17 protein-coding genes are annotated in these 24,316 nt (G+C 55.1%); 14 read left to right on the top strand and 3 right to left on the bottom strand.

The genetic code is table 11. The annotated features are described in order from the left end of the window. Positions 1 to 56 precede the first annotated feature (56 nt). Positions 57 to 1,112: a tetratricopeptide repeat protein gene (locus BR04_RS03340; protein ID WP_496354572.1), complete on the top strand. Its 1,056-nt coding sequence runs from the start codon at positions 57 to 59 to the stop codon at positions 1,110 to 1,112. A gap of 158 nt (positions 1,113 to 1,270) precedes the next feature. Continuing rightward, the gene (gene tpx / locus BR04_RS03335; RefSeq protein WP_496354571.1) at positions 1,271 to 1,780 is read left to right on the top strand and encodes a thiol peroxidase; all 510 of its coding nucleotides are present in this window, start codon (positions 1,271 to 1,273) and stop codon (positions 1,778 to 1,780) included. Positions 1,781 to 1,847: 67 nt separating this feature from the next. Here tpx and BR04_RS03330 read toward each other — a convergent pair whose 3' ends face one another. The 3 genes from BR04_RS03330 to BR04_RS03320 form a co-directional block, all read right to left on the bottom strand. Further along, complete coding sequence (locus BR04_RS03330) at positions 1,848 to 4,802, bottom strand: insulinase family protein (RefSeq protein WP_496354570.1); 2,955 nt, start codon at positions 4,800 to 4,802, stop codon at positions 1,848 to 1,850. Positions 4,803 to 4,861: 59 nt separating this feature from the next. Next, positions 4,862 to 5,272, bottom strand: coding sequence for a hypothetical protein (locus BR04_RS03325; RefSeq protein WP_496354569.1), 411 nt, complete (start codon positions 5,270 to 5,272; stop codon positions 4,862 to 4,864). Positions 5,273 to 5,499: 227 nt separating this feature from the next. After that, the gene (locus tag BR04_RS03320; RefSeq protein WP_496354568.1) at positions 5,500 to 5,859 is read right to left on the bottom strand and encodes a hypothetical protein; all 360 of its coding nucleotides are present in this window, start codon (positions 5,857 to 5,859) and stop codon (positions 5,500 to 5,502) included. Here BR04_RS03320 and BR04_RS03315 point away from each other — a divergent pair. The 12 genes from BR04_RS03315 (at position 5,858) to BR04_RS03260 (ending at position 24,036) form a co-directional block, all read left to right on the top strand. Further along, positions 5,858 to 7,033, top strand: a complete 1,176-nt coding sequence (locus BR04_RS03315) for a PP2C family protein-serine/threonine phosphatase (RefSeq protein WP_496354567.1) — start codon at positions 5,858 to 5,860, stop codon at positions 7,031 to 7,033. The genes BR04_RS03320 and BR04_RS03315 overlap by 2 nt on opposite strands. Positions 7,034 to 7,076: 43 nt before the next feature. Then, positions 7,077 to 7,835 carry an ATP-binding protein gene (locus tag BR04_RS03310; RefSeq protein ID WP_496354566.1) on the top strand — a complete coding sequence of 253 codons (759 nt, stop codon included), beginning with the start codon at positions 7,077 to 7,079 and terminating at the stop codon, positions 7,833 to 7,835. Then, positions 7,829 to 10,861, top strand: a complete 3,033-nt coding sequence (locus BR04_RS03305; RefSeq protein WP_496354565.1) for a hybrid sensor histidine kinase/response regulator — start codon at positions 7,829 to 7,831, stop codon at positions 10,859 to 10,861. The genes BR04_RS03310 and BR04_RS03305 overlap by 7 nt, the downstream gene beginning before the upstream one ends. Next, on the top strand, positions 10,858 to 11,403 hold the full coding sequence (locus tag BR04_RS03300) for a chemotaxis protein CheW (protein ID WP_496354564.1): 546 nt from the start codon (positions 10,858 to 10,860) through the stop codon (positions 11,401 to 11,403). The genes BR04_RS03305 and BR04_RS03300 overlap by 4 nt, the downstream gene beginning before the upstream one ends. Positions 11,404 to 11,454: 51 nt before the next feature. Beyond that, positions 11,455 to 13,920: a methyl-accepting chemotaxis protein gene (locus BR04_RS03295; protein WP_496354563.1), complete on the top strand. Its 2,466-nt coding sequence runs from the start codon at positions 11,455 to 11,457 to the stop codon at positions 13,918 to 13,920. Between the two features lie 464 nt (positions 13,921 to 14,384). Beyond that, positions 14,385 to 15,461 (top strand): chemotaxis-specific protein-glutamate methyltransferase CheB, encoded by a 1,077-nt coding sequence (gene cheB / locus BR04_RS03290; RefSeq protein ID WP_496354562.1) that lies wholly within the window; start codon positions 14,385 to 14,387, stop codon positions 15,459 to 15,461. Between the two features lie 5 nt (positions 15,462 to 15,466). Then, entirely contained in the window at positions 15,467 to 16,366 is a 900-nt protein-coding gene (locus BR04_RS03285; protein ID WP_496354561.1) for a CheR family methyltransferase, read from the top strand. After that, on the top strand, positions 16,326 to 18,113 hold the full coding sequence (locus BR04_RS03280; RefSeq protein WP_496354560.1) for a hybrid sensor histidine kinase/response regulator: 1,788 nt from the start codon (positions 16,326 to 16,328) through the stop codon (positions 18,111 to 18,113). The genes BR04_RS03285 and BR04_RS03280 overlap by 41 nt, the downstream gene beginning before the upstream one ends. Further along, entirely contained in the window at positions 18,110 to 19,531 is a 1,422-nt protein-coding gene (locus tag BR04_RS03275; protein ID WP_496354559.1) for a sigma-54-dependent transcriptional regulator, read from the top strand. The genes BR04_RS03280 and BR04_RS03275 overlap by 4 nt, the downstream gene beginning before the upstream one ends. A gap of 8 nt (positions 19,532 to 19,539) precedes the next feature. Further along, complete coding sequence (locus BR04_RS03270; RefSeq protein ID WP_496354558.1) at positions 19,540 to 20,571, top strand: ankyrin repeat domain-containing protein; 1,032 nt, start codon at positions 19,540 to 19,542, stop codon at positions 20,569 to 20,571. 29 nt (positions 20,572 to 20,600) lie between these two features. Continuing rightward, a complete protein-coding gene (locus BR04_RS03265; RefSeq protein WP_496354557.1) occupies positions 20,601 to 22,559 on the top strand; it encodes a CHASE2 domain-containing protein in 1,959 nt (652 codons plus the stop codon). 199 nt (positions 22,560 to 22,758) lie between these two features. Continuing rightward, positions 22,759 to 24,036: a citrate synthase gene (locus BR04_RS03260; protein WP_496354556.1), complete on the top strand. Its 1,278-nt coding sequence runs from the start codon at positions 22,759 to 22,761 to the stop codon at positions 24,034 to 24,036. The last annotated feature ends 280 nt before the right edge of the window (positions 24,037 to 24,316 follow it).

Here is a 24,316-nt window from a genome sequence, read left to right as displayed (position 1 = left end):
TAGGATAGAAAATCAGGATAAACGGGTGCCCACTACAAAATCCATAAGGAGTCCCTTTGAGTCCACCTGAACTGTCTTCCCCGTCTTCTAATATCGCCGCGACCGACCAGAAGTATGTTCTGCTGCTCCATGAAAATCCCCAGATTCTGTCTGAATTGACCAAGGCAGTCCATACATTGGGTTTTCATCATACGCTAGCCACCCAGGTTTTTGAAGAGGCCGTTCAGGAAAGCCTGAAAAAAAATATTGCCTGCTTTTTTTCCGCTTTCTCCACAGAACAGATCAACGGTCTCGATTTTCTTCGTACGATTCGAAAAAACAGCAGGTTCCATCATACCCCTTTTTTTCTCATGGATCCTGAATTCACCTCCCTCAAGGTGATGAAGGCTGGCTACAGCGGGGTAACGGGACTGATCGTTCTGCCTTTTACGCTTCCTGTGCTTCAGGAAAAACTGAAAAAGGGCATAGCTCCGAAAAAAGATCTTCATATTCAGAAAGCGGAAGCCCAGATCAACCAGGGCGTCTCCCTGATTCAGGAGGGCCACTACAAAGAAGGTATCAAAAAGCTGAAATCCATTCTCGACGACAGGGAAGGGCCTGAATATCATTACAATATCGGCTATATCCGCAGTATTCAAAAGCGTTACCCTGAAGCCATTGATGCTTTTAAAAAAGCCACAGAACTGGATCGTCTTTTTGCCAAAGCTTACGAAGCCATGGGGCGGGCATACAGAGCCATGGGACGGGATGACCTTGCGGATTCCCATATGCACCATGCAGCCCAGATTTATCTGGAAAGGGATCATGATGGTCATGCTGAAGACATCTTGCAGGAAATGCTTGCCATTGGCTATGAATCCCTGAATGTCTTCAATTCTCTGGGTATTATCTACCGGAAAAGGGGGGATCATGAGAAAGCCATGCAGCATTACGCCAAGGCCCTGAAAATCCATCCGGATGAGCCCAATATCTATTACAATATGGGACGGATCTGTCTGGACACCAAAGAGGTGGAAAAGGCCAGGCATTTTTTTGAGAAGGCAATTTTGTTCAAAAAAGACTTCAAGGAAGCCAAGCAGGTATTGAAAGCCATGGATCTTGGCCTTCTCTGATGTCTGCAACAGGCAGGTAAGGGAGGTTTTTCTGAAGCCTGACTGCCACAGTTTCGGAATGAAAAGGAAAAAAGGGGCTTGACGAAATCCTTCCCCGTCTTAATGTTTCAAAAAAGAGACAGTATGTATCTTTTATCCCAAGACAAGGAGTGTGTTTCATGGCCACTGTTACCCTTAAGGGTACCCCCGTTCAGACCGCAGGCATCCTTCCCGTCCCAGGTACCCAAGCACCGGAGTTCACCCTGACATCCACCGATCTCGGAGAAACCGGCCTTGGGGATTTTACCGGAAAAAACCTGGTGCTCAATATCTTCCCCAGCATTGACACCGGCGTATGCGCCGCATCGGTACGTCGTTTCAATGAAGAGGCCGGAAAACGGCCCGATGCCGCCGTGCTCTGCATCTCCGCAGACCTGCCCTTTGCCCACAGCCGCTTCTGCGGCAGTGAAGGCCTGACGAACGTGCATTCCGCTTCCACCTTCCGCACCCCGGAATTCGGAACAGCCTATGGTGTCACCCTCACAGACGGCCCCCTGAGGGGCTTGCTGGCCCGTGCGGTGGTACTCATCGACAGGGAAGGCAAGGTTGTCTACACGGAACTGGTTCCGGAAATCGGTCAGGATCCGGATTTTGAGGCCGTTCTCAAGGCCCTTGATACACTGAAATAAAAAAACAAAAACGGGAGAAGAGCAGCATCCAACGCTCTTCTCCCGGAATTTTATTCAGGAATCTTATTCATATGACATGGGATTTCAAGGGGGGGGCCACATCCGCCTTTGCCAGGATATCCGCTCCTGTGATCACCGCAACTCCCCGCTGATCCGTTTGTGAAAGAACACGTCCTGCCACCTCGCAGACCCCCTTCTTGTCCACCTGAAGCAGTCTTTCCTTGAAACGCTTCCGTTCTCCATCAGAAAGTCCCACCAGATCCCGTATAAAGGCTTTACGGGCCGCAGCAGAGGGGGTATCCGGCTTGTCCATTTCAGAACAGACCTGCAAGAGCGCCTCCTTGATATCCGTTTCATCAAATTTCCCCGAAAGCAGAAAATCCGAAGCTCCGGCAAAGACATCAAGGGTTCTCCGGATGTGGGGATCGCGATAGGAGGCCATGGAAAAAACCCCTTCCTCGGCATTGTAAAGGGCAAAACCACCATAGGCTCCCCCTTTTTCCCGAATTTCCCGATGCAGGTAAGCAGAACGCAGAAGCTTGGCCACCACGGAAAGCACCGCTGCATCCGGGTGATCCAGGCGGGGGGCTCCCAGAGAGAGGGCTACAAAATTCACCGCAGTGGACGTTGTCCAGGCTTCGCGGACAGCCCCGGCCTCCTGTCCAAAGAGAGAAGGCAGGATAAAACCCGGCTGTCCTTCCTTTCCCAGATCGGCCTTCAGACCTTCCATGCCGGAAAGGGCCTCCTCCCGGATACCCTGTTCGGAAACAAGAGCCGCCCGCAGGTTTTCACCCGTAAAAAGCGTTTCCGCCATGGTTGCAAAGTGCTTCTGAAGGGTTTCAAGGACTCCGGTATTTCCGGCCATGATGCTGTCCGTGAGGGTCTTGATGCGTTTAAGCTGATGTACCCCATTCCAGTCTTCGGAAAGAGCACAGCCGGGACTTAAATTCCGGGAGGAAAGGGAGATGGCCAGCCGGTGTCCGCTCTGCACCACAGCGGACTCCATGGCGGCCCGGTATTCAAAGAGAAGCTGGCGCAGACGTTCCGTATCGGAAAAATCATAGCGGGCCGTGAAATCCCCCAGAAGTTCCAGCATGGGGGTAAGATTGCGTTCCAGGGCCTTAGCGCTCAGGGTGACAAAGGGCGAAAGGCTGCCATTGTCCAGACGGGTACGACTGTGGCTGGCAGCACCGATGCCCCCTGTCGTGGCGTCCATTTTCCGGGCCACGGCCACATAATCCATGTCCCGGGTTCCCATCCGGGTCAGCACATGGGAAAAAAGCGGTACCAGGGCCAGATGCTCCGGCTCCAGATCCGCCGTACCAAAGGCCAGGGTGGTATAGACAATACCCGATGTGGGAGCATCGTAATACACAAGCCCGTTCCGCTCTCCCGAAGGTGCTACGGTTTTCACATCCGGCGAGATATCTTCCCGTTCCAGGGTGGGCAGCAGGGAAAGATCTTCCTCGGATTCCTGCAACACCTTCAGGGTCTCCGCTTCCTTACGGATGCTTTCCATATCTGCCGGCGTGAGAGAGGCTGCAAGGGCATCAAGGGTCTGACGTTCCTCCGCATCCATCCGCCGCTGTTTTTCCGCGTCCGGTGCGAGAACAAAACGAACCCTGTGAGGATTCTCCAGAAGATGGCACCGGATCAGGTTTTCAAAATACCCGGCATCCAGCCCTTTCCGGATGGCTTCCAGATCTTCTTCAAACTGAAGTACCTTAAGGGGGTCTCCCCCGTGAAACCAGGTACCCGACATTCCCAGGATGAGCTTCAGACCATAGGGATAAGGTGTGTTGGAAATTTCCTTTTTCTGGAACTCCAGCTGATGGATGGCCGCTTCCACCAGTTCCCGGTCAATGCCCTTTTCCGCAAGATCCTGAAGGGTTGTCAGAATCAACGTTTCCAGGGCAGGGGCATCCTTTTCCGCCATGCCCTTCAATCCGCAGGAAAAGGCCGTGTCCCGGTTATCCCCGTCAAAGCCCGCGCCATCACAAAGTGCCGTGCCCAGCCCTGAATCCATGAGGGCTTTGCGCAAGGGGGCTCCCGCATTGCCCAGAAGCACCTGCTCCAGAAGTACAAAACCCAGAACGGAACGGGTATCCAGAATATCCGGAGTCAACCAGGCCAGGGCCACCTGACACTCCTTTTCAAGAGTGCTTCCATCCACAGCGGGATAGGTTTCCCGGATTTCTTTGGGAGTTTTCCAGCGGGGCTGAGAGGGCACATCGGTTTTGGGATCAATGCGGGAAAAACGGGAGAGTACCTCTTTTTCAATGACAGCCAGATGGTCTTCCAGGGGCAGATCCCCATAGGTAAAAAACCAGGCGTTGCTGGGATGATAATGATGGCGATGGAAGGCCAGAAGATCCTCGTGACTCAGATCCGGAATAAAGGCGGGATCTCCACCGGAATTGTGTCCATAGGTGACATCCGGGTACAGGGCCTTTAAGAGACCCCGGCCCATGATCTGGCTGGGAGAACTCATGGCGCCCTTCATTTCATTGTAAACGACGCCCATGCGCTGGAGCACCCCTGCCTCGTCAAACTCCAGACGGTGTCCTTCCTGACGAAAACTCAAAAGATCCAGTTTTGGGAAAAAAGCCGCATCCAGGTACACCCCGAGAAGGTTGTAGAAATCCTTGGGATTCTCGGTGGCAAAGGGATACATGGTCCAGTCTGAGGCGGTGAAGGCGTTCATGAAGGTATTGAGGCTGCGCTTGATCATGGAAAAAAAAGGATCCCGCACAGGATACCGGGCTGAACCACACAGTGCCGTATGTTCCAGAATGTGGGCCACCCCCGTTTCGTCCGCAGGTACGGTCTTGAAACCAACGGCAAAGGTATTTTCACTGTCGGAACAGGCAATGTGCACATGCCGGGCTCCTGTCGCAGGATGCTCCAGAGCATAATAACAGCCACGGATCTCCGGCAGAAGCGCCGTTTTTTGGACAATATATCCCCCCAGACACTGACCCTCGGACAGCAGCGCTATGCTGTGATCTTTCAGTATGGACATGAAATTCTGGTTATCCTTTCATCATGATAGCTCTGACAAAAAATACGTTCCCGGTCAGTTTATTTTTCTGCGATTTCTTCCTGAGCTTCGGGGATAATCCGATAGGTTCCCCGGCCTTCCCGAAAAATCTTTCCCGTTTTGAACAGGCGGAAAACAATGTTCCTCAGTTTCTTGTCATCGTAACCGGTTTTTTGACGGATCTCCTTAAACTCCATGTCACTGCCATGGTCACGCAGGACGGACAGCACCACATCCGAGGCACTGAGACCACTCCGCTTTCCCCTGCGACCTGCCCCCTTTCGGGATCCTCCCATGTCCGTTACAATCTGAACCTGCTTCATCAGATTTTCAAGCTGGGCCATTTTACCCATAAGGTTTGCGAAATCCTTGCGGGTCGGAATATCATGCTGCTCCATCACTTCTTTAATCAAATCATGCAATGCGGGATGTACGGCATTTTTTCTGGCCATGGAAGTACTCCTTCTGCATAGGGGGTGTAAGGGCTTTTCAGGATGAAAAAGACAACAATGAGTTAAAAATACTTTCTTCTGAAAAAAATTCAAGAAAAGAATTCTTCTTTATCCAGAAAAGAATTAAAAAAATAAAACCATTCAGAATTAGAACCACGGTTTTTCTTGGAAAAACATTTTGAAAAATTGATTTCCTCCCTAAGGACAGGGCAAGCAAAAGAAAGGGATCAATACATCACACCCTGACAGAAATAAAAAACAGGGTCAGATATTTCAGTCTTTCTTTTTGAATGCATATGAGTACAGGCCGAAACAATACTTATACCTTGCGGTGTATGGACATCCTGCCCCAGTGATGGGCCGGACAGTGTGTGTTGCATCCCATGAATTTTCGGAAACCCTGCCGGAGATGTCATCTTCTGCACCACTGTCGCATAAAGCGACACTTTTCCCCCTGAATATCTGTACCCTTTTGTGACATTCCCCGGCCTGCCCCTTATTTTACCCAGCTCTTGAAGACCCAAAAAAACGGCACACAACTTGCTAAACTGGCGGAAGGCATTTTTGGCGCAAAGGAGACTTTCCATGCCTGTCCATGTCCTCATCGCAGAAGATGAAAATCATACCCGCTTAGGACTTTCCCTGATTCTTCGTAAGTCGGGCTACAGGGTCAGTCTCGCTGAAGATGGAGAAGAGGCCCTTGCCCTTCTGCGCAGAACCCAAAATGAAGACTCTCCCGTTGACATCCTGCTCACGGACGTGCAGATGCCCGGCCTCACGGGCCTCGAACTGCTGGAGGCCATGCGGGAAGAAGGCCTCAGCCTGCCCACGGCGGCCATCACGGGATACGGCGACAAGGACATGGTTGTGAGCCTCATGCGTCGGGGGTGCACGGAATATCTGGACAAACCCTTCAGTCCGGAAGATGTTCGAAAATGCATGGAAAATCTGTTGCAACAGAAAAAAAACAGCCAGGAAAGGGGCACGGGAGGACAGGCCAGAGACGTGGAACGTCTGCGTCTTAACCTCGCATCCCGGCAGAAGGAAATGGAGGAAGCCCGCAGGGCCCATGCCTCCCTCACCCGCGTTCCCAAAGCCCAGGGAAAAATAGGTCTCCGTTTTCTGACCCATGCCTTTGGGGAAATGGGTGGGGATTTTCTCGATTTCCGGGAACACGAAGGGGGGTGTGATCTGCTGCTTGCCGATGTGGCGGGCCATGACATGGGTGCTTCCTACCACACGGTCATGCTCAAGGCTTTTTTTGAGGACAGGCCGGAAAGGGACGGGGCCACATTCTTCAAAGCCCTCAACACCCAGCTTCTGAATTCGGCCAATGAACGCATGATCAGCGCCCTCTTTCTGCGCATTGACCTCAGAACAAACTGTCTTGAGATCACCAGCGCCGCCCATCCCGCCCCCCTGCTTCTCCAGAAAAAGGGCTGTCTTCAGCCCCTTGGCACAGCCGGAGACGGCATCGGTCTCTGGCCGGACGCCACCTTTTTTACCCAGACCTACAGCCTTCAGGCCAGGGACCGCATTCTTCTCTTTACGGATGGTATTTCCCAGGCCAGACGCATCCATGGGCCTACGGGAGAAAAAAAAATTCTCGGAGAAGAAGGGGTCATGACCCTCGCCAGAACCCACGGGAAAAGGGATCTCGAGACCTTTCTTTCCCGCATCTGGGATGGGGTCATGGATTTTTGCCGTCATAAACCCGCAGATGACATGCTCATGGCCGTTCTGGAGATGCCCGGCCTGTAACTGAAAAAACAAGGGAAGCCTCTGGCTTCAGAAAGGATGCGCCATGTTTGCCATCCAGGAGAAAGAAAAAGAACTCCATTTTTCCATGGCTTCGGACATGCAGCTTGTGGACCGCCTTGTGGCCCTGGCCAAGGACTTCATGGAACGTGCGGGCTGTCCCCGTTTTTCGGAAATCATCATTGTGCTCCGGGAGCTGCTCATCAATGCCGTGGAACACGGTAATGGCCGTCAGCGGGGAAAAAAGGTGGAGGGCCGCATGGAGACCCTGACGGCAAACCGTTTTTTCATTGAAGTAACGGATGAAGGCAGCGGTGTCGATCCGGAAAGCCTTTCCTTCACCATGCCCGAAGATCCCTCCCAGGACCGCAGCCGGGGCTTTGCCCTGATCCACGCATTCTCCGATGAGATCCGCTTTTCCCGAAACCCTTCTGCTGTCCGGGTCTGGGTGTCTGTCCCCCTTCAGACCACGGCAGACTGCCGCATGGAAGGGGAGAGGGCCTGCATCCTGCCCGGAGGGGATATCACCGCGGCTTCCGCAGAGGTGCTGCGCCGCCTCCTCGTCAAGGTTCTGGATCAGGGAGTGAGACATTTCACCTTTGACATGTCCACCACCTCCGACATTGACTCCATCGGTCTCAGCCTGCTCATCGGCTTTGCCCGTATGCTGAAGGAAAACGGCGGCGGCAGTCTTGAGATTCTTCATGCGCCCTCTTCCCTCACCACCCTTTTCCGTATGACCCGGCTCGACCGCATCTATACCCTGATACCGGCCAATGGTGCCCAAGGAGACCCTTCATGCTGAACGACAAGGCCATTCTTGACGAATTTGTCATTGAGGCAAGGGAGCATCTCAGTGCCGTGGAAACGGATATTCTGGGGATGGAAGGGGCCATGGAAGGGACAGGTTCGGAAGAAGGCAGAGAACTGGTGGACCGCCTGTTCCGTGCCGTGCATTCCATCAAGGGCAGTGCCGGATTTCTGGGGCTTACGGCCATTGGCAGCCTCACCCATGCCATGGAAGCCCTGCTTTCCCTGGTGCGCTCCGGGGACATGGTGGTGGACAGCCTCCTTGCCGATGCCCTGCTTTCCGGAGTGGATCATGTACAGACCCTGCTGGATGATGTGGAAAACAGCAACAGCGTGGATGTTTCTGCCCTGCGCAGCCGTCTGGAAACCCTTCTGGAAAACCGCCTTCCCGATACCGCAAAAAAAGAACGTGAAACCCCGGCTCTTCTCTGCACACGGGAAAGTCTCCTGCCTTTTTCCGTTTCTGCCTATACCCTGAACCGCATCGATAAGGCCAAAAACCTCTACCTCCTTCGCTACAATCTGGCTTCCATGGAAAGGGATGGCAAAAAACCCATGGAAGTGATTGCAGGACTTATGACCGCAGGGGAGATCGTGGAAGCGGAACTCTCCCTGGAAGCCTGTGACCTGCGCCATGCCCTGCCCTCAGGCCCCCTCACCTACCAGGTCCTCTACGCCAGCATTCTGGAGGCCGATCTCATTCCCATGGTGAGCGGCCTTGAAGACCGGGCCATCCTGCCCGTATCCCGGGATGAGGCCTGCGCTTTTGGTGCTGCCCCGGAAACTGCCGGTGAAAGAGACGTCCTGCCCCAGGAAGAAAAAAGGCAGGTGTTTCTGCCTCCGGCCCCACTCAGCCCACCAGAACTCCCGGCCCTTCCCCGGCAGAAAAAGACCGAAACCGGCCTTCCTGTACCGGAAAAAATCCACGGTACGGGTGACAAGGCTGCCAGCATCCGCATCCGTCTCGATATCCTCGACCGGCTCATGACCCTTGCCGGTGAGCTGGTGCTGGTACGCAACCAGCATCTTCTGGCCTCCGATCTTTCCGCTGATCTTTCCGCAAGCCTCGCCCAGCGCCTCGATGGGGTCACCACGGAGTTGCAGCAGACCATCATGCGTACCCGGATGCAGCCCATCGGCAATGTGTTTGCAAAGCTTCCCCGCATGGTGAGGGATCTTTCCCAGAAACTTGAAAAATCCATAGACCTGGAGATGGAAGGCCAGGATGTGGAGCTGGACAAAAGCATTCTGGAAGCCCTGGCCGATCCCCTGACCCACCTTATCCGAAACGGCTGCGACCATGGCATCGAATCCCCTTCCGAGCGCCGTGCCGCGGGAAAATCTGAAACGGGCCGTATCCGCATTACAGCCCGCCACGAGGCTGGACAGATCTGCATCCTTCTGACGGACGACGGGCGGGGCATGGATACGGAAAAAATCCGGGCCAAAGCCCTGGCTCTCGGGCTTAAAAAAGAGGCGGAGCTGAGTGCCATGTCCAGGGACGAAATCTGCCAGCTCACCCTGCTGTCCGGTTTTTCCACGGCAGACCGGGTCTCCGAGGTTTCGGGCCGGGGTGTAGGCATGGATGTGGTGAAAACCTCCATTGAAGCTTTGGGGGGAAGTCTTGTGCTTTCCTCCACCCCCGGGGAGGGAAGTGCCTTCCGCATCGCCCTGCCCCTCACCCTGGCCATCATTCCCTGCCTTACGGTACGGGTGGGAGAAGACCGTTTTGCCATTCCCCAGGTAAATCTCGAAGAACTGGTCAGGCTTTACGATGCAGAAATTTCCGAACGGATTTCCTGCGTGGGTTCCCACGAGGTCTGCCGCCTCCGGGAAAATCTTCTCCCCATGGTGAGGCTTGGGGAAGTGCTCCGCCGTCCCCAGCCCTTTACGGAGGCTGTTCAGAGTGCCATTGCCCGGACAGCCCGGAAAAAGGAGCAGAAAGCCCTCACCTTTGCCGTGGTCAAGGTAGGCAGCTTCCGTTTCGGGCTTGAGGTGGATGAGGTCATGGGCACAGAGGAGATTGTGGTGAAACCCATGCACCCCGTCCTGAAATCCCTTCCCCTGTACTCGGGAGCCACCATCATGGGAGACGGAACGGTGGCCCTCATCCTCGACATTGACGGCATTGCCCGGCATACGGGCATCCCCCTTGCCCCACGGGCGGAAGAAACCCTCCGCAAACCCGTCACCACCCAGCCCGTGCTGCTCACAGCCTCAGGCCCCCATGAGCAGTTCGCCATGGCCCTGCAACTGGTGAGGCGGGTGGAAAAAATCTCGAAAACCGCCATTGAACGCATGGGAGAGCGGGAATTCATCAACCTTGACGGCATTCCCACCCGCATTCTGAGGCTTGAGAACCTGCTGCCCGTATCCCCCTGTCCGGACAGCGACAGCTATCACCTGCTCCTGCCCAAATTTTCCGAGCGGCCCTTCGGCATCCTCTTTTCAGAAATCCGGGACATTGAGGACATCCCCCTGGATCTGGCCACCCGGAGCGTTCCGGGAAAGGGCATACTCGGTGCTGCGGTGATCCGGGAAAAACTCTCCCTTTTTCTCGATCCCTTTCAGCTCATTGAAAGTGCGGAGCCGGACTGGTTTGAGGATAAGAAAAAAAGGCAGGAGAAACGGGAAAGCCGGATTCTCCTTGCCGAAGACACGGTTTTTTTCACCCAGCTGGTGCGCAGTTATCTGGAATCCGACGGGCACAGGGTACAGACCGTGGTCAACGGGAAAGAAGCCCTGACACGGCTTAGGGAAGAACCCTTTGATCTTCTGGTGAGCGACATCGAAATGCCGGAAATGAACGGATGGGAGCTGATCCGGGAAATCCGCAAAGATCCTTCCCTTGACCGGACACGGGCCATCGCCCTCACGGCCCTGGCTACGGAGGCGGATCGCAGCCGTACCCTGGCCGCAGGCTTTGATGCCTTTGAGGTCAAGATTGACCGGGAGACCCTGCGCCGCAGGATTGCACAAATGCTCTCCCAGGATACTGAAACCCGGAGGAGCTTCCCATGACATCCCAAAGCGGAAACGAACGCCAGATCTGCACCTTCCGCATTGCAGACGAGCATTACGGTGTCGATATTCTCCAGATCAAGGAGATTCATACGGAAAACCGTTTCACCCCCGTTCACCACGCCCCCTCTTCCGTGCGGGGCTATGTGAACATCCGGGGTCAGATCCACCTCATTGTGGATCTCCGGGTACTTCTCGGTCACAGCCCCCTTGGGAATCTGGAAGGCAGCCGGATTCTTCTGTTCAAGCCGGAAGTGGGAGAAGCCTTCGGGGTGCTGGTGGATGCCATCGGAGATGTATGTCCGGCCCCGGAAAAACACCTGGAAGCTGTGGACAACCAGCCGGGCCGAAGCCTGTCTTCGGACAGCCTGCTTCGTTTGCTGTCCACAGGAATTCTGAAAAACGAGAGGGAACTGGTGACCCTGCTGTCAGCCAGCAGCATCTACCGTTACCTGAGCGGTCTTTTTAATGAAAGCGGTTCCGATTCTGTTTTTTCATCTTCAGCAACATCAGGTAAACAGACTGACTTCATACCGTATTGAACCCAAAGATGCCTCCCGGCATCCCACAAGACCCAATAGAAGGAGCACAGCGTGAAACTGAAAGATCTTGGGATTGCAAAAAAACTCGGGCTTGGTTTTGGCAGTGTCTGTCTGGCCCTTATCCTGCTCAGCGGTGCCAGTATGCGGGGCATGTTCCGCATCGGTCAGGATATGACCCGTACCGGAACGTATACCCTGCCCGTCGCCAATCTGGTCACGGATCTGGAAAAATCCACCCTGGCCGCCATTGTGGCCATGCAGAACTTCATCATGCAGGAAAATCCGGCTGAACTGGAGGAAGCCCGCAGACAGATCGGGACTTTCCGCAAAACCCTGGATACCCTTTCCGGTCTGCACCAGCAGCATATCGGCGACAACACGGCGGCCAATGATGCGGGAAGGGCCGCCATGGCACTTTTTTCCCAAAGTGTGGATCTCAGCGAAAAACAGATTCAGGAAAACCAGCGGAATCAGGAAAAATTCAATGCCTCCGGCCAGGAAGTGATCACAGCTTTTGTGCTGCTGCTCACCCATTACGACTCCCTTCAGAAAAATACTCAGGCCTCCCTGGCTGCGGCCAATGAAATGAAATACCTCATGGCCATGATGCGTCTTGCCCTGACCGCCAGTGCCCTTTTTGACAGTGAAGAACGCTTCCGGGAGATGGATGGCCACAATGCCCGCATGACGGGTCTTGCCGAGGAACTGAAAAAGGGAGAACAGAATGAGTCCCTCATCCATGCCCTTGCATCTCTTGTGGATCTGTGCAGGCAATACCGGGAAACGGCGGATGCTTGGCTGAGTGCTTTTCGCCAGAATCCCGATACGGTGCGAACCGGCCCCCTCGCTCAGAAACTTGTGCAGCAGGGAAATGGCATCACCCAGCATGTGGAAACCTTTCTTGCCGCCAAAGAAAAGGCTGTGGAAGAGACCCTGAACGAGGGGGAAGTCATGGCAGCCCTTACCCGTCAGGTGTCCCACATGCGCATCCTGGAAAAAACCTATATTCTGGATCGCAATGAAGAACACCGGAAACTCTGGCTCGAAAACTACGCGGATCTCAACAAGAAGGTTCAGGACGCGGAAAAAAGACTCCATGAACCCGGCACCAGAAAACATCTCGAGCTTGTGATCCGCAACCTTGCCCTCTACCGCCAGAACGCCAGCACCTGGGTGCAGAACCGCCTGACCCTGGAGAACACGACCCTTCCGGAAATGAAAGAGCGGGGCAATGCCATGCTGGCACTCTGCCGCAATGCAGGAGAGCTGACCTGGAAACAGTTCCATGAAGCCACAGACACCACCCGCGCCATTGTGAAACGGGCGCTCTGGGGGATTTCCCTTGTGTCCCTCATCGGTCTTGCCTTTGCCCTTTCGGCAGGACTCACCATCTCCCACAGCATCACGGCTCCCGTACGGCGTCTCGTAAAAACGGCAGAAGCCCTGGCAAGGGGGGACATGACGCTGAAAAGCCGCCTCTTCCGTAAAGATGAGATCGGTCAACTGGGGGTGGCTGTGGATCAGTCCATGGAACAGCTTGCCCTTGTCATAAGGGATGTGAAGGCCAATGCCGATACCCTGGCCGGGGCTTCCGAGGAACTTTCCACCGTTTCCCGGCAACTGGCTTCCGGCTCCGAAGAAGTGACAGCCCAGGCCGCCAATGTGGCCAGCGCAACGGAACAGATGAGTACCAATATCAGCACCATGGCTTCGGCTACCGAAGAGATGAGCGTCAATATCCAGGGCATTTCCAGTACGGCTGAACAGATGAGCAGCAATATGAAGGCCGTAACCCAGTCCATCGAAGAAGTCAGCCAGGGGATCCGGAAAATTGCGGAAAACGCCAGCACCAACACGGCCATTGCGGAAAAGGCCATGGGCCTTTCGGGAAGTGCCACGGAAACCATGAATCTTCTGGGACATGCGGCCAAGGAAATCGGGGATGTGACGGAGGTAATCAAGCGCATTGCGGAACAGACCAACCTTCTGGCGCTGAATGCCACCATTGAGGCTGCCAGCGCAGGAGATGCGGGACGGGGCTTTGCCGTTGTTGCCAGTGAGATCAAGGTGCTGGCCAGCCAGAGTGCCCATGCTGCGGAAAATATCGCAGCCAAGATCCGCAGTGTTCAGAACACCACGGGCGAGGCGGTGAAAGGCATTGCCGATGTTTCCGGTATCATTGCAGACATTGCCGGCCGTACCCGTCAGACCACGGAAGCGGTGAAAGATCAGACCCGGATTTCCGAGACCATTTCCAGCAACATTGCCGAAGCCACAGCGGGTATCCACCACATTGCCGCCTCCATCGCCGAAGTGGCCCAGGGAGCCAATGATATGAGCCGCAACGCAGGCGAAGCGGCTCAGGCGGCGCGGGATATTGCGGCCAATATTCAGGGAGTCAGCGCGGCAGCCCAGGAATCCAGCGCCGCAGCCAGCCAGGTGCATGGGGCTTCCACCGATCTCAGCCGCCTTGCCACGGATCTGCGTCAGCACATGGCAGGTTTCAAAACCGAGTAGCCCAAGTTCGTCAAAATAGTGACCATACTCCTGAAGGCTTAGGCTCTGTTGACATTTGATCAGATAGCAAGCCAGTTCAGATAGTTAGCAATAGTCTAGCTCGACCACACAAATAAACATAACTTATTGCAATCAATGACTATTAATGAAATTTAAAAAACGAAATGTCAACAGAGCCTAGTTTAAACGGCTGAAAAGTGAATATGTAGTACCCATAAAAAATCACTTCGTTTGATTTTATTGGGTTTTCAGAAAAAAAATGACGAACTTGGGGTAGCTGTTTTTTCTGGCAGATGTGCTGGAGCGGGCTCCACAGCCCCTCCAGCCTCTCCTCTCCGCGTCACAATTTTCCGTTTGCCGTTCCAGGAACCTTCGGCCTATACTGACTTCCATGGCCGGAGGGGCTGGCCGCAACGGATTTTTTTTTACAAAGCCCTGCACTTCACTGGAAATGGAGTTTTTTCATGTCCTCCCCCATTACCGTACTCATCGTAGATGATTCCCGCATTTTCCGGAATGCCCTGGCCTTAAGCCTTGGGGAAGAAACGGACATCCGTGTGCTGGGCTCTGTGAGAAACGGTAAAAAAGCCCTGGAATTTCTTGAAAAACAGCCTGTGGATGTGGTGACTCTGGATCTGGACATGCCGGAAATGGACGGTATGGAAACCCTGAAGGCCATCTCTGCCTTAAACCAGAAAAACCGGCATCTGCCCCCCATGGGCGTTCTCGTGGTCAGCGGTCACGCAGGAAGCGCCGAGGATCTCCGGAGGGAAAGTCTTGCGGGGGGAGCCTTTGCCTATGTGCCCAAACCGGTGGCCGTTGCGGATGAACTTCCCCTGGAACGTCTGCGCAACGCCATTGCCCCCCGTATCCGCTCCTGGCTGCGCCAGCGCCGTCTCATCCTGCCCGCTGCGCCTCGGCCTCTGACGCCTCCCCCCTGCACGGCCGCTCCGGACAGAATCGAGGTGATTCTCATCGGTGTTTCCACGGGCGGGCCCAAGGCCCTGCACACCCTTCTCCCCCAGCTCTGTGCCCTCTGCGATCTGCCCATCCTGGTGGTGCAGCACATGCCAGCGGAGTTCACCCTTTCTCTGGCGGAAAGCCTTTCTGTCACCTGCCGTCATACGGTGGTGGAGGCGGAAGAGGATATGGAAATCCTGCCTCAGAACGTTTATATCGCACCGGGAGGCCGACATATGCTGGTTCGCAAAACCGGTGCCCGTGTCCGGGTACAGCTCAGCAACGGCCCTCCGGAAAAAGGCTGCCGTCCTTCGGTGGACATTCTCTTCCGGTCCGCCGCTCCCGTATGGAACCATCGCATCCTGGCCCTGGTCTTGACCGGCATGGGCAGAGACGGTACCCAGGGGGCGGCCACCCTGAAACGGGCCGGAGCCACCATCTTTGTTCAGGATGAAGCCAGCAGCGTGGTCTGGGGAATGCCGGGCAGTGTGGTGGCCGCAGGACTCTCCGATGCCATTTTTTCCCTGAACACCCTGGCCAAAGCCGTTGACCAATACCTTCATTCCTGCTCCGGAGCCTGATCACCATGGAACTTTCCCAGACCGCCTTTGACCAGATCCGTGCCTGGATCCACGAAGCCTGTGGCATCTACCTTCACCCGGGCAAGGAATACCTCATTCAGCAACGCCTGGGAGGCATGGTGCTTTCCGAGGGCTGCCGGGACTTCACGGCCTTTGCCCAGAAACTCCGCAACACGCCGGATCCGGATCTCAAAAAACGGGTGATTGCCGCCATCACCACCAATGAAACCTATTTTTTCCGGGATCAACACCCCTTTGACACCCTGAACAGCCAGCTTCTTCCCCATTTTTCCAAAAAAATCCGTCAGAAACGCAGCAAGGGACAGAAGGCTGTAATCCGTATCTGGAGTGCCGGGGCTTCCACGGGTCAGGAAGCCTACAGCATTGCCATGCTCATCCATGAATACTGTCAGAAAAACACCGCTGCCGGATTGAGGGTGCAGGACTTTGAAATTCTGGGGACAGATATTTCCACTCCGGCTCTGGCCCGCGCCCAGGCTGGAGAATACTCGGATCTTGAGATCGGACGGGGACTCTCCCCTGCCCGCAGGGACAAATATTTTTCGCGCATTGCAGAAAATCGCTGGAAACTTTCCCATGAAATTCGTAATATTCCTGTTTTTCGTACCATGAACTTCATGGAAAATTTTTCAGGTCTGGGCGTTTTTGATCTGATCTTCTGCCGCAACGTGCTCATTTATTTCGATGAAGCCACCAAAAACCGTATTTTCGACCGTTTTGCCGCCATGCTGGAGCCCGATGGGCACCTCATTCTCGGCGGAAGCGAAAACATTTACGGACTGAGCACCGCCTTTCGCAGCAGAAAAGAGGGCATGACCCTTCTTTATGAAAAGAACGCCAGCCATGGCAGCCTCTGTATCTCCGGCAGTACACGGTCATTCTGAAGCGCCCTTCTCTCAGGGCTTTTTTACCGGAGCGGCAGCCATATCCCCCCTTATCAGAGAAAAGCATTTCGGAAAAAACATGGCCCTTTCTTCGGATGCAGCACACATCGAGACGGTAAGGCTTCTGGAAGCAGAACTTGCGGAAACCCGTCAGGCCCTGACCCATGAACGGGAAAAACGCCAGCGCCTTGAAAAAGGACGGCTTTTCAACGACAGGGTGGCCGATGCCCTCCTGGATGCCATCAGCGATGCCCTGCTCCTGATCACCCCGGAAGCCCGTATTCTCCGGATCAATCAGGCCATGCGCAGGTGGTACGATATCCCCGACTCCCTTGAGGCCACAGGACAGCGGCTCTGGGATCTTCTTTCCGAAGAAGAGAGAGTCCGGCGTAAAAAACGCCTGACCGCTGTACTGGCAACGGGGCGGCCCCTGCATTACGAAGACCAGAATGCTTCCCGCCATATGGCCCTTTCCATCTGGCCCGTCTTTGACTCCGATAAAACGCTCATCGCCCTTTTCGTGCTGGGCCGGGACATCACAGCCCGCAAGGAAGCCGAAATCCGAACCAAACACCAGCAGGAACAGCTGATCCAGGCCGCCAAAATGGTGGCCCTCGGCACCCTGGTTTCCGGTGTGGCCCATGAAATCAACAACCCCACCAACTTCATCATGCTGAATCTTCCCCTCATCGAAGATTCCTGGGAAGCGGCCCGGCCCATTCTGGAAGAATTCTTTCATCGTGAGGGGGACTTTGACTTCGGGGGGCTTCCCTATTCGGAGATGAAAGAACATCTTCCAAGTCTTTTTGAGGGCATCCGCGAAGGGGGCCGCCGCATCCGCAATATTGTGGAAGACCTCAAGAATTTTGCCCGTCAGGAAAGCTCCGATATTTCCGGGAAGGTGGACATCAATGCCGTGGTGCGGGATGCCATCAGCCTCCTGGGTAATCTCATCCGTAAAAATGCCCCCCGGTTCCGGGTACGCTATGGGGAAGGGCTTCCCCCCATCCGCGGCAATGCCCAGAGGCTGGAGCAGGTAATCATCAACCTGGTACAGAATGCCTGTCAGGCTCTCACAGACCGGGATCAGGCCATCCGGGTATTTACCGTCCATGATGCGGAAAAACAGGAGATCCGGATTGAGGTGCAGGATGAGGGCCGAGGCATTCCCAGCCATGTCCTGCCCCACATTCAGGATCCTTTTTTCACCACACGCAGGGATCAGGGAGGCACGGGACTGGGGCTTTCCATATCTGCCACCATTATCCGGGAGCACGGGGGCAGAATGGATATCCGGAGTAAAGAGGGGGAAGGCAGCAGCTTCAGTCTTTGTCTGCCCCTGCGCCCTCCGGCCCTGCGCAAAAAAGTACTGGTGGTGGATGATGACAGGGATACCCGGCTGGTGCTTTCGGAGATGCTGCGTGCCAGTGCCCTGCTGGATGTCCATGAAGCAGACTCAGGCATGGCCGCCTGTCTCAAGCTCGGCTCCCTGAAACCCGATCTCCTTGTCCTGGATCTGCACATGCCGGACATGGACGGACTGGAAGTCTGCGAATGGGTTCGTACGGAGCCGGAGCTGAAGAATCTCAAAATTCTGGTGGTCACGGGATATGCGGGACAGAAGGCTCAGAATCAGCTCCAGGCCTTAGGAATTTCCCATATCCTCACCAAACCCGTCAGCCTGAAAACCCTGCGGCAGGGGACGACGGATCTGCTGGGGCCGCTCAATGAAGAGGAGCTGTCATGAGAGCCGGGGGCAGTTCCATCCTGGTGGTGGAGGATGAAATCCACAGCCGTAACGCCTGCCGTCTCATCCTTCTGAAGGCGGGATATGACAGTGTCCACCTGCTGGACTCAGGGGATGCGGTGCTTCCCTTTCTTTCCGCCCATTCCGTTTCCTGTGTACTTCTGGATCTCAACCTGCCGGGTATGGACGGCGAAACCCTTCTGCCCCGTATTCTTGCCGAACATCCTGAAATTCCCGTACTGATCCTCACCGGTGCCCATTTTGTGGAAACAGCGGTACGCTGCATGCAAAAGGGAGCCTTTGACTTCATGACCAAACCCGTGGAAAGGGACAGACTGCTGGCGGGTATCCGCAGGGCCATGGAAATGCGGGATCTCTCGGATACCACCCGTCGCATGGCCCTCCCCATGGGGACGGAACTCCAGCATCCGGAGTACTTTCAGCCCATTCTCTCCCGGAACCCCGCCATGACGGCCATTTTTCACTACATGGAGGCCGTTGCCCCCTCGTCCATGCCCGTGCTCATCACAGGGGAAACGGGAACAGGGAAAGAGCTGGTGGCCCGGGTACTCCACAGCCTCTCTGGTCGTAAAGGGGCCTTCATCGGCCTGAATATTGCGGGCCTTGAAGAATCCCTTCTTTCGGACACCCTTTTTGGGCATGAGAAAGGGGCCTTCACCCAGGCGGACCGCAGCCGTGAGGGGCTGGTAGCCCAGGCCGCACAGGGTACCCTTTTTCTGGATGAAATCGGTGACATGCCGCCCATGACCCAGGTCAAGCTGCTGCGGTTTCTGCAGGAGGGCGAGTACCTGCCCATTGGTGCGGATAAACCCCGCCGCTCCACAGCCCGCATTCTGGCCGCCACCAACCACAGTCCCGCCACCATGAAGGCCGGGGAGGGATTTCGTAAAGACCTCTTTTTCCGTATTGCCCCCCATGCCATCCACCTGCCGCCCCTGAAGGAAAGACGGGAAGATATTCCCCTGCTCCTTGCCCATTTTACCGCCCTTGCGGCAGCAACCCTGGGCCGACCGCAGCCGGGAATCCATCCCCAGACAGAAACCCTCCTTCAGCACTATGCCTTTCCCGGTAATGTCCGGGAACTGCAAGGCATGGTGCTGGATGCGGTGAGCTGCTGCCGGGAAGGCCTTCTGCTCCCGTCCCACTTTCCGGCCCTGTGTCAGATTCTTCCCGATTCCACAGAACCGGAGATCAAAGAGATGGAACCTCCCTTCCCCGATTTTCTTTCGGATCTGCCCACCCTGGCCGAGGCCGAAGACCGCCTCATCGCCCGCGTCCTCCATCTTGAGGCGGGAAACCAGACCCGGGCCGCAAAACGTCTGGGGATTTCACGTCAGACCCTGAACCGGAAACTGCATCGGCATCCCGGGATCCAGGCTTTTGAAGAGAGAGGATAACATTTCCCATGCGCCCCTCCGTTTTCGTCAAATTGATGGGGGCGCTGCTGCTTCTGGTTTTCATTGTCCTCGCCGCTTTTTTTTTCATGCTCAAAGACCTGTCCCCCCCCCCTTCTGCCAGCCCCATTCCACCTCAGCGTTCTCTTTCCATCCCCCCCCTGTCCTCCCCCCCCACGGCCCCGTCCGTCCTTTCCCCCCCTCCGCCGTCACCTGCTCCCCAAAAGACAGCGGAAAACACTGTACCTCCGGAGCTGTATAAGCCCCTGCGCCACTGTATCCGTACATGCAGTCAGGAAGAACTCCTGCATTTCATGGAAAACAATCCCGTCGATTTCCATATGCAGTGGCGGGAAGGACGGGTCTTTACGGTTTTTGACACCATCGTCCGCTTTCGTCCTGAAACGGCCCTCCATCTCCTGCGCATGGGGCAAATTGTGGTAAGCCGACATCCCCAGGCCCTTTCCGCTGCGGTCATCAGCGGTAACGCAGAGCTGGTCTCCCTGCTCCTGGCCCTGGGGGCGGATCCCAACGGCCATGGCAGCACCGGGCCTTCTCCCCTTCTCCTGTCCATAACTCTGGGGAAAGTCGCCATCATGGATCTTCTGCAAGCTTCGGGAAGCCGTATGGATCCTGTATACAACAGGAAAAATGCCATGGATCTGGCCGTACGCTCCCAGAAGACACGGGTCAGCAACCTGCGCCGTCTGGTGGAAGAGGGATTTCCCATTGAAAGCCAGCACATCGAAAGCACCCTGCGCCACGGCAACCTCGGAAGCCTTGCCTATCTTCTCAAACTGAGACCGGATCTGCGGAATATGTGGCACCGGAACACGGATATCCTTTCTCTGGCTATCCAGTATAACCGCCCCCTTTCCTTTATCCGTTATCTGCACCTGACCGGCAGTCCTCTGACCGCAGAGCATCTGGATCTGGCCCGTACGCTTTATGAAAAAAAGGCCGGAAATAAAGATCCCTTATCCCAGAAACAGGCCCGGATCCTGGAAGCGATCCTTCCCTACATTCAAGAACAGATACAGTAAGCCTGAACCCAGCCATGAAAGGACGATGGATGCGGAAGACATCGCACGCTCAACATCCCCGGACGCTGTCCGGACACCCCTACCTTTTACGCCCCATTTTTCTCATGCTCTGCCTTGCCGCAGGCATCTGGATGCTTTCTCTGCGTCCGCCCGTCCTCCTGTCCGCCCTGGCCGCAGCCCTCAGTGACACCTATTATACCTTCAACGCCCGCAAGCCTTCTCCGGAACTCCTCTTCGTGGACATTGACCATGAAAGTGTTAAGAATTTTGGCCGCTGGCCCTGGCCCAGGGATGTACTGGCACGCGGGCTTTCTGCCCTGTCCCAGGCCAGGGTGCTGGGGCTGGATGTTATTTTTGCGGAAAAAACGGAGCCGGAAAGGGACAGGGCGCTGGCCGATGCACTGGCCGATCTGCCTGCCATTGGCGGGGTTTTTCTCAATGGTCCCCGCCTCTCTTCCCTGGGAGATGCGGTTTATCAGCAGCTTCTCGACTCTTCCCTCATGCAGACGGACAAGGCCACCCTCATCGAAAGTGAGCGGCTGGAAGCCCCCGTTTCTCCCATCCGGGAATCCATTATGCTCCTTGCGGCGCTCAATACCCTGCCCGATGCCGATCAACGTTTCCGGCACTACCCGCTGGCCTTCTGGGTAGGGGATCTGGCCCTGCCCAACCTGGGGGTACAGATGGCCCGCATGGCCCGTCAGGAAGATCTGGTTTTTAAGGATGAGTCTGTTTTCATGGGAAAACAGAACATTCCTGCGGACAAAAGAGGGAGTATCCGCCTCAATTTTTACCATCCCCAGGACTATGCACGGATCAGCTTTTCCCGGCTTATGGAAGCCGATTTTGACCCCGCCTCCCTCAAGGATAAACTGGTCGTTGTAGGGGTCAGTGAGGCCGGAGTCAGTGATCTGCGGGCCACCCCCACAGGCCAGTTTCCCGGGCCACTCATGCATCTCACCTTTGTTGCCAACCTCATGGACGGCTCCATCCCCAGGGAACTTTCCGGATGGATGATGGCCGGAGTACTCTTTTGTCTCTGCCTGCTCTGGTGGCCCTGCCTCTTTCTTCATGCCCCCTGGAAAAGGATGGGACTGTACCTGCTCCTCTTTGGGGGGCTGTACGGAGCAGGTCTCAGTGCCTATCTTCACGCCGGAATCTGGCTGGAAATCTTCTATCCCGGACTCTGGCTTATCCTTGCGCTTATCACCGGAGAGGTTCACCTGTTCATGGAAAGCCGTGCGGGCAGCGAGGCGCTGCGTTCGGCCTTTTCCAGCTACCTGGCACCGGAGGTGGTGGAAAGCCTCATTGAAAATCCGGAAAAACTGCGGCTTGGCGGAGAGTCGAGGGAGCTGACCCTGCTTTTCACCGATCTCAGGGGGTTCACAGCCCGCTCTGAAACCATGGCTCCCGAAGACATGGTTCTTCTACTCAACGCCTATTTTGAACCCATGACCCGGGCCGTCTTTACCTACAGAGGCACACTGGACAAATATATCGGAGATGCCATCATGGCCATTTACAATGCGCCCCTTGAGGATACAGACCACGCCTTCCACGCCTGTCTCACGGCCATCACCATGCTGCGGGATCTGGAAGACTTTAATGCCGCCCACCCGGAACACACGCCTCTGCAAATGGGGATCGGTATCAACACAGGCCCGGCTGTGGTGGGCAATCTCGGCTCTTCCTTCCGTTTCAGTTATACGGCCATCGGTGATACCGTGAATGTGGCGGCCCGGCTGGAAAGCGCTACCAAGGAAGTCAATCTGGAACTTGCGGAACAGCGTAGTCGGGGAGAAGAGATTCCTGTGGCTTACGGGGATATCCTGCTGGGGGAGAAAACCTGGGAAGCGGTACGGGATCGCCTTCCCTGCTCGGCCCTTCCCCCAAGGCCCCTGAAGGGAAAAAGCGCTTTCCTGGCCCTCTATGCCCTGCGCTGGAAAGAAGTCCCCGAAGATCTCATCATCGCCCATCGGGCACGATGAGGAAGATTCTCCTGCACACTGGGTCTGGCGCTAACCCTGTCCTTGACCCTATCCATCCCAAAGCGTATATTTCCGGACTTCTCTTCCCTCTGCTCCTTTGGGCCGGGAAGACGATATGGGTCATTTTGCCATGGAAGCACCCTGGTTTTTCCCTGGCTTTCATTTTTAATGGTATCCCCAAGGCAAAAAAGGAAATGCAATGAGCGAAACCGTAAAGCTGATCATTGAGGGCAAGGAATACGAACTTCCGATCATTGTCGGGGCAGAAGGCGAAAAAGCCTTTGACATTACGTCACTGCGCCGGAAAACGGGGTATATCACCTATGATCCCGGTTTCGGCAATACGGGAAGCTGCGCTTCGGCCATTACCTTTATGGACGGTGAAAAGGGCATTCTGCGCTATCGGGGCATTCCCATCGAAGCCCTGGCGGAAAAAGCCACCTTCATTGAAACGGCTTTTCTCCTGATCAACGGTCATATGCCAACCCTCGATGAACTGAATCAGACACGGGTACTGCTCAATGATTTTTCCATGGTGCACGAAAACATGCAGGTTTTTTTCCAGAATTTCCCCCAGGGTTCCCATCCCATGGGGATTCTGTCCGCCATGATCATGGCCCTGCGCAGTTTTTATCCGGATATGGGCCGGGAAGAAGATATCCATACCCATTTTCTCTATCTCATCTCGAAAGTACGCACCATGGCGGCCATGTCCTACCGCATGTCCAAAGGGGAAAAGGTGGTCTACCCCAGACATGATCTGTCCTACTGCGCCAATTTTCTGAATATGATGTTTGACAGTCCGGTGCATCCTTATATTGTGGACGAGGATCTTGTGAAGGCACTCAATGTTTTTTTTATCCTCCATGCTGATCATGAACAGAACTGTTCCACAGCAGCCGTCCGTGTGGTGGGTTCCAGCCGTGCCCCCCTTTATGCCTCCATTGCAGCAGGCGTTTCCGCCCTCTGGGGGCCCCTTCACGGGGGAGCCAACCAGGCCGTGATTGAAATGCTGGAAAAGATTCACAAGGACGGAGCAACCATTGAAGAGGTCATCCGCAGGGCCAAGGACAAAAAGGATCCCTTTCGTCTCATGGGCTTTGGTCACCGGATCTACAAGACCTATGATCCAAGGGCCAAGATCATCAAAAAAATGTGTGACCGGATCATGCCCAAGCTCAAGCAGGAGGATCCCCTCCTTGACATCGCCAAACGTCTGGAGGAAGTGGCCCTTACGGATCCCTACTTCATCGACCACAACCTTTATCCCAATGTGGATTTTTACTCCGGTATTGTACTCAGGGCCATGCGCATCCCCACGAATATGTTTACCGTCATGTTTGCCATTGGCAGATTGCCGGGATGGATTGCCCAGTGGAAGGAAAGCATGGAAGATCCGGCCCACCGCATCAGCCGTCCCAGACAGATTTATACCGGACTCACGGAAAGCCCCTTAATTCCAATGGGAAAAAGATGAACTGACCAGCAGGCGGACTTTGCCTTTCCCGCCGGATCCCCAGCGTATTTTTTTTACTTCTGTGCAAGGTCAGGTCAGCCCCTGACCTTGTGGCACACCGCAGAAAAACAGAGCTGCACAGTTTGTTACACATTGCTACATCTTGCAGACAGACTTTCCCGGAAAAATCCCGTATACAGGCAAACAAAGCATGGGGCTTTGCACAGCGGCGCAAAAAGCCTTGATCTTTTAACGGATACACCCTAGCTTTCCAGAATGAAATTCTACTCCCAGCCGTTCT

This window comes from Desulfobotulus sapovorans DSM 2055 (genome assembly GCF_059569355.1).
The sequence above is the reverse complement of the archived record's forward strand: the minus strand, read 5'-3'. Positions and strand labels throughout refer to the sequence as shown.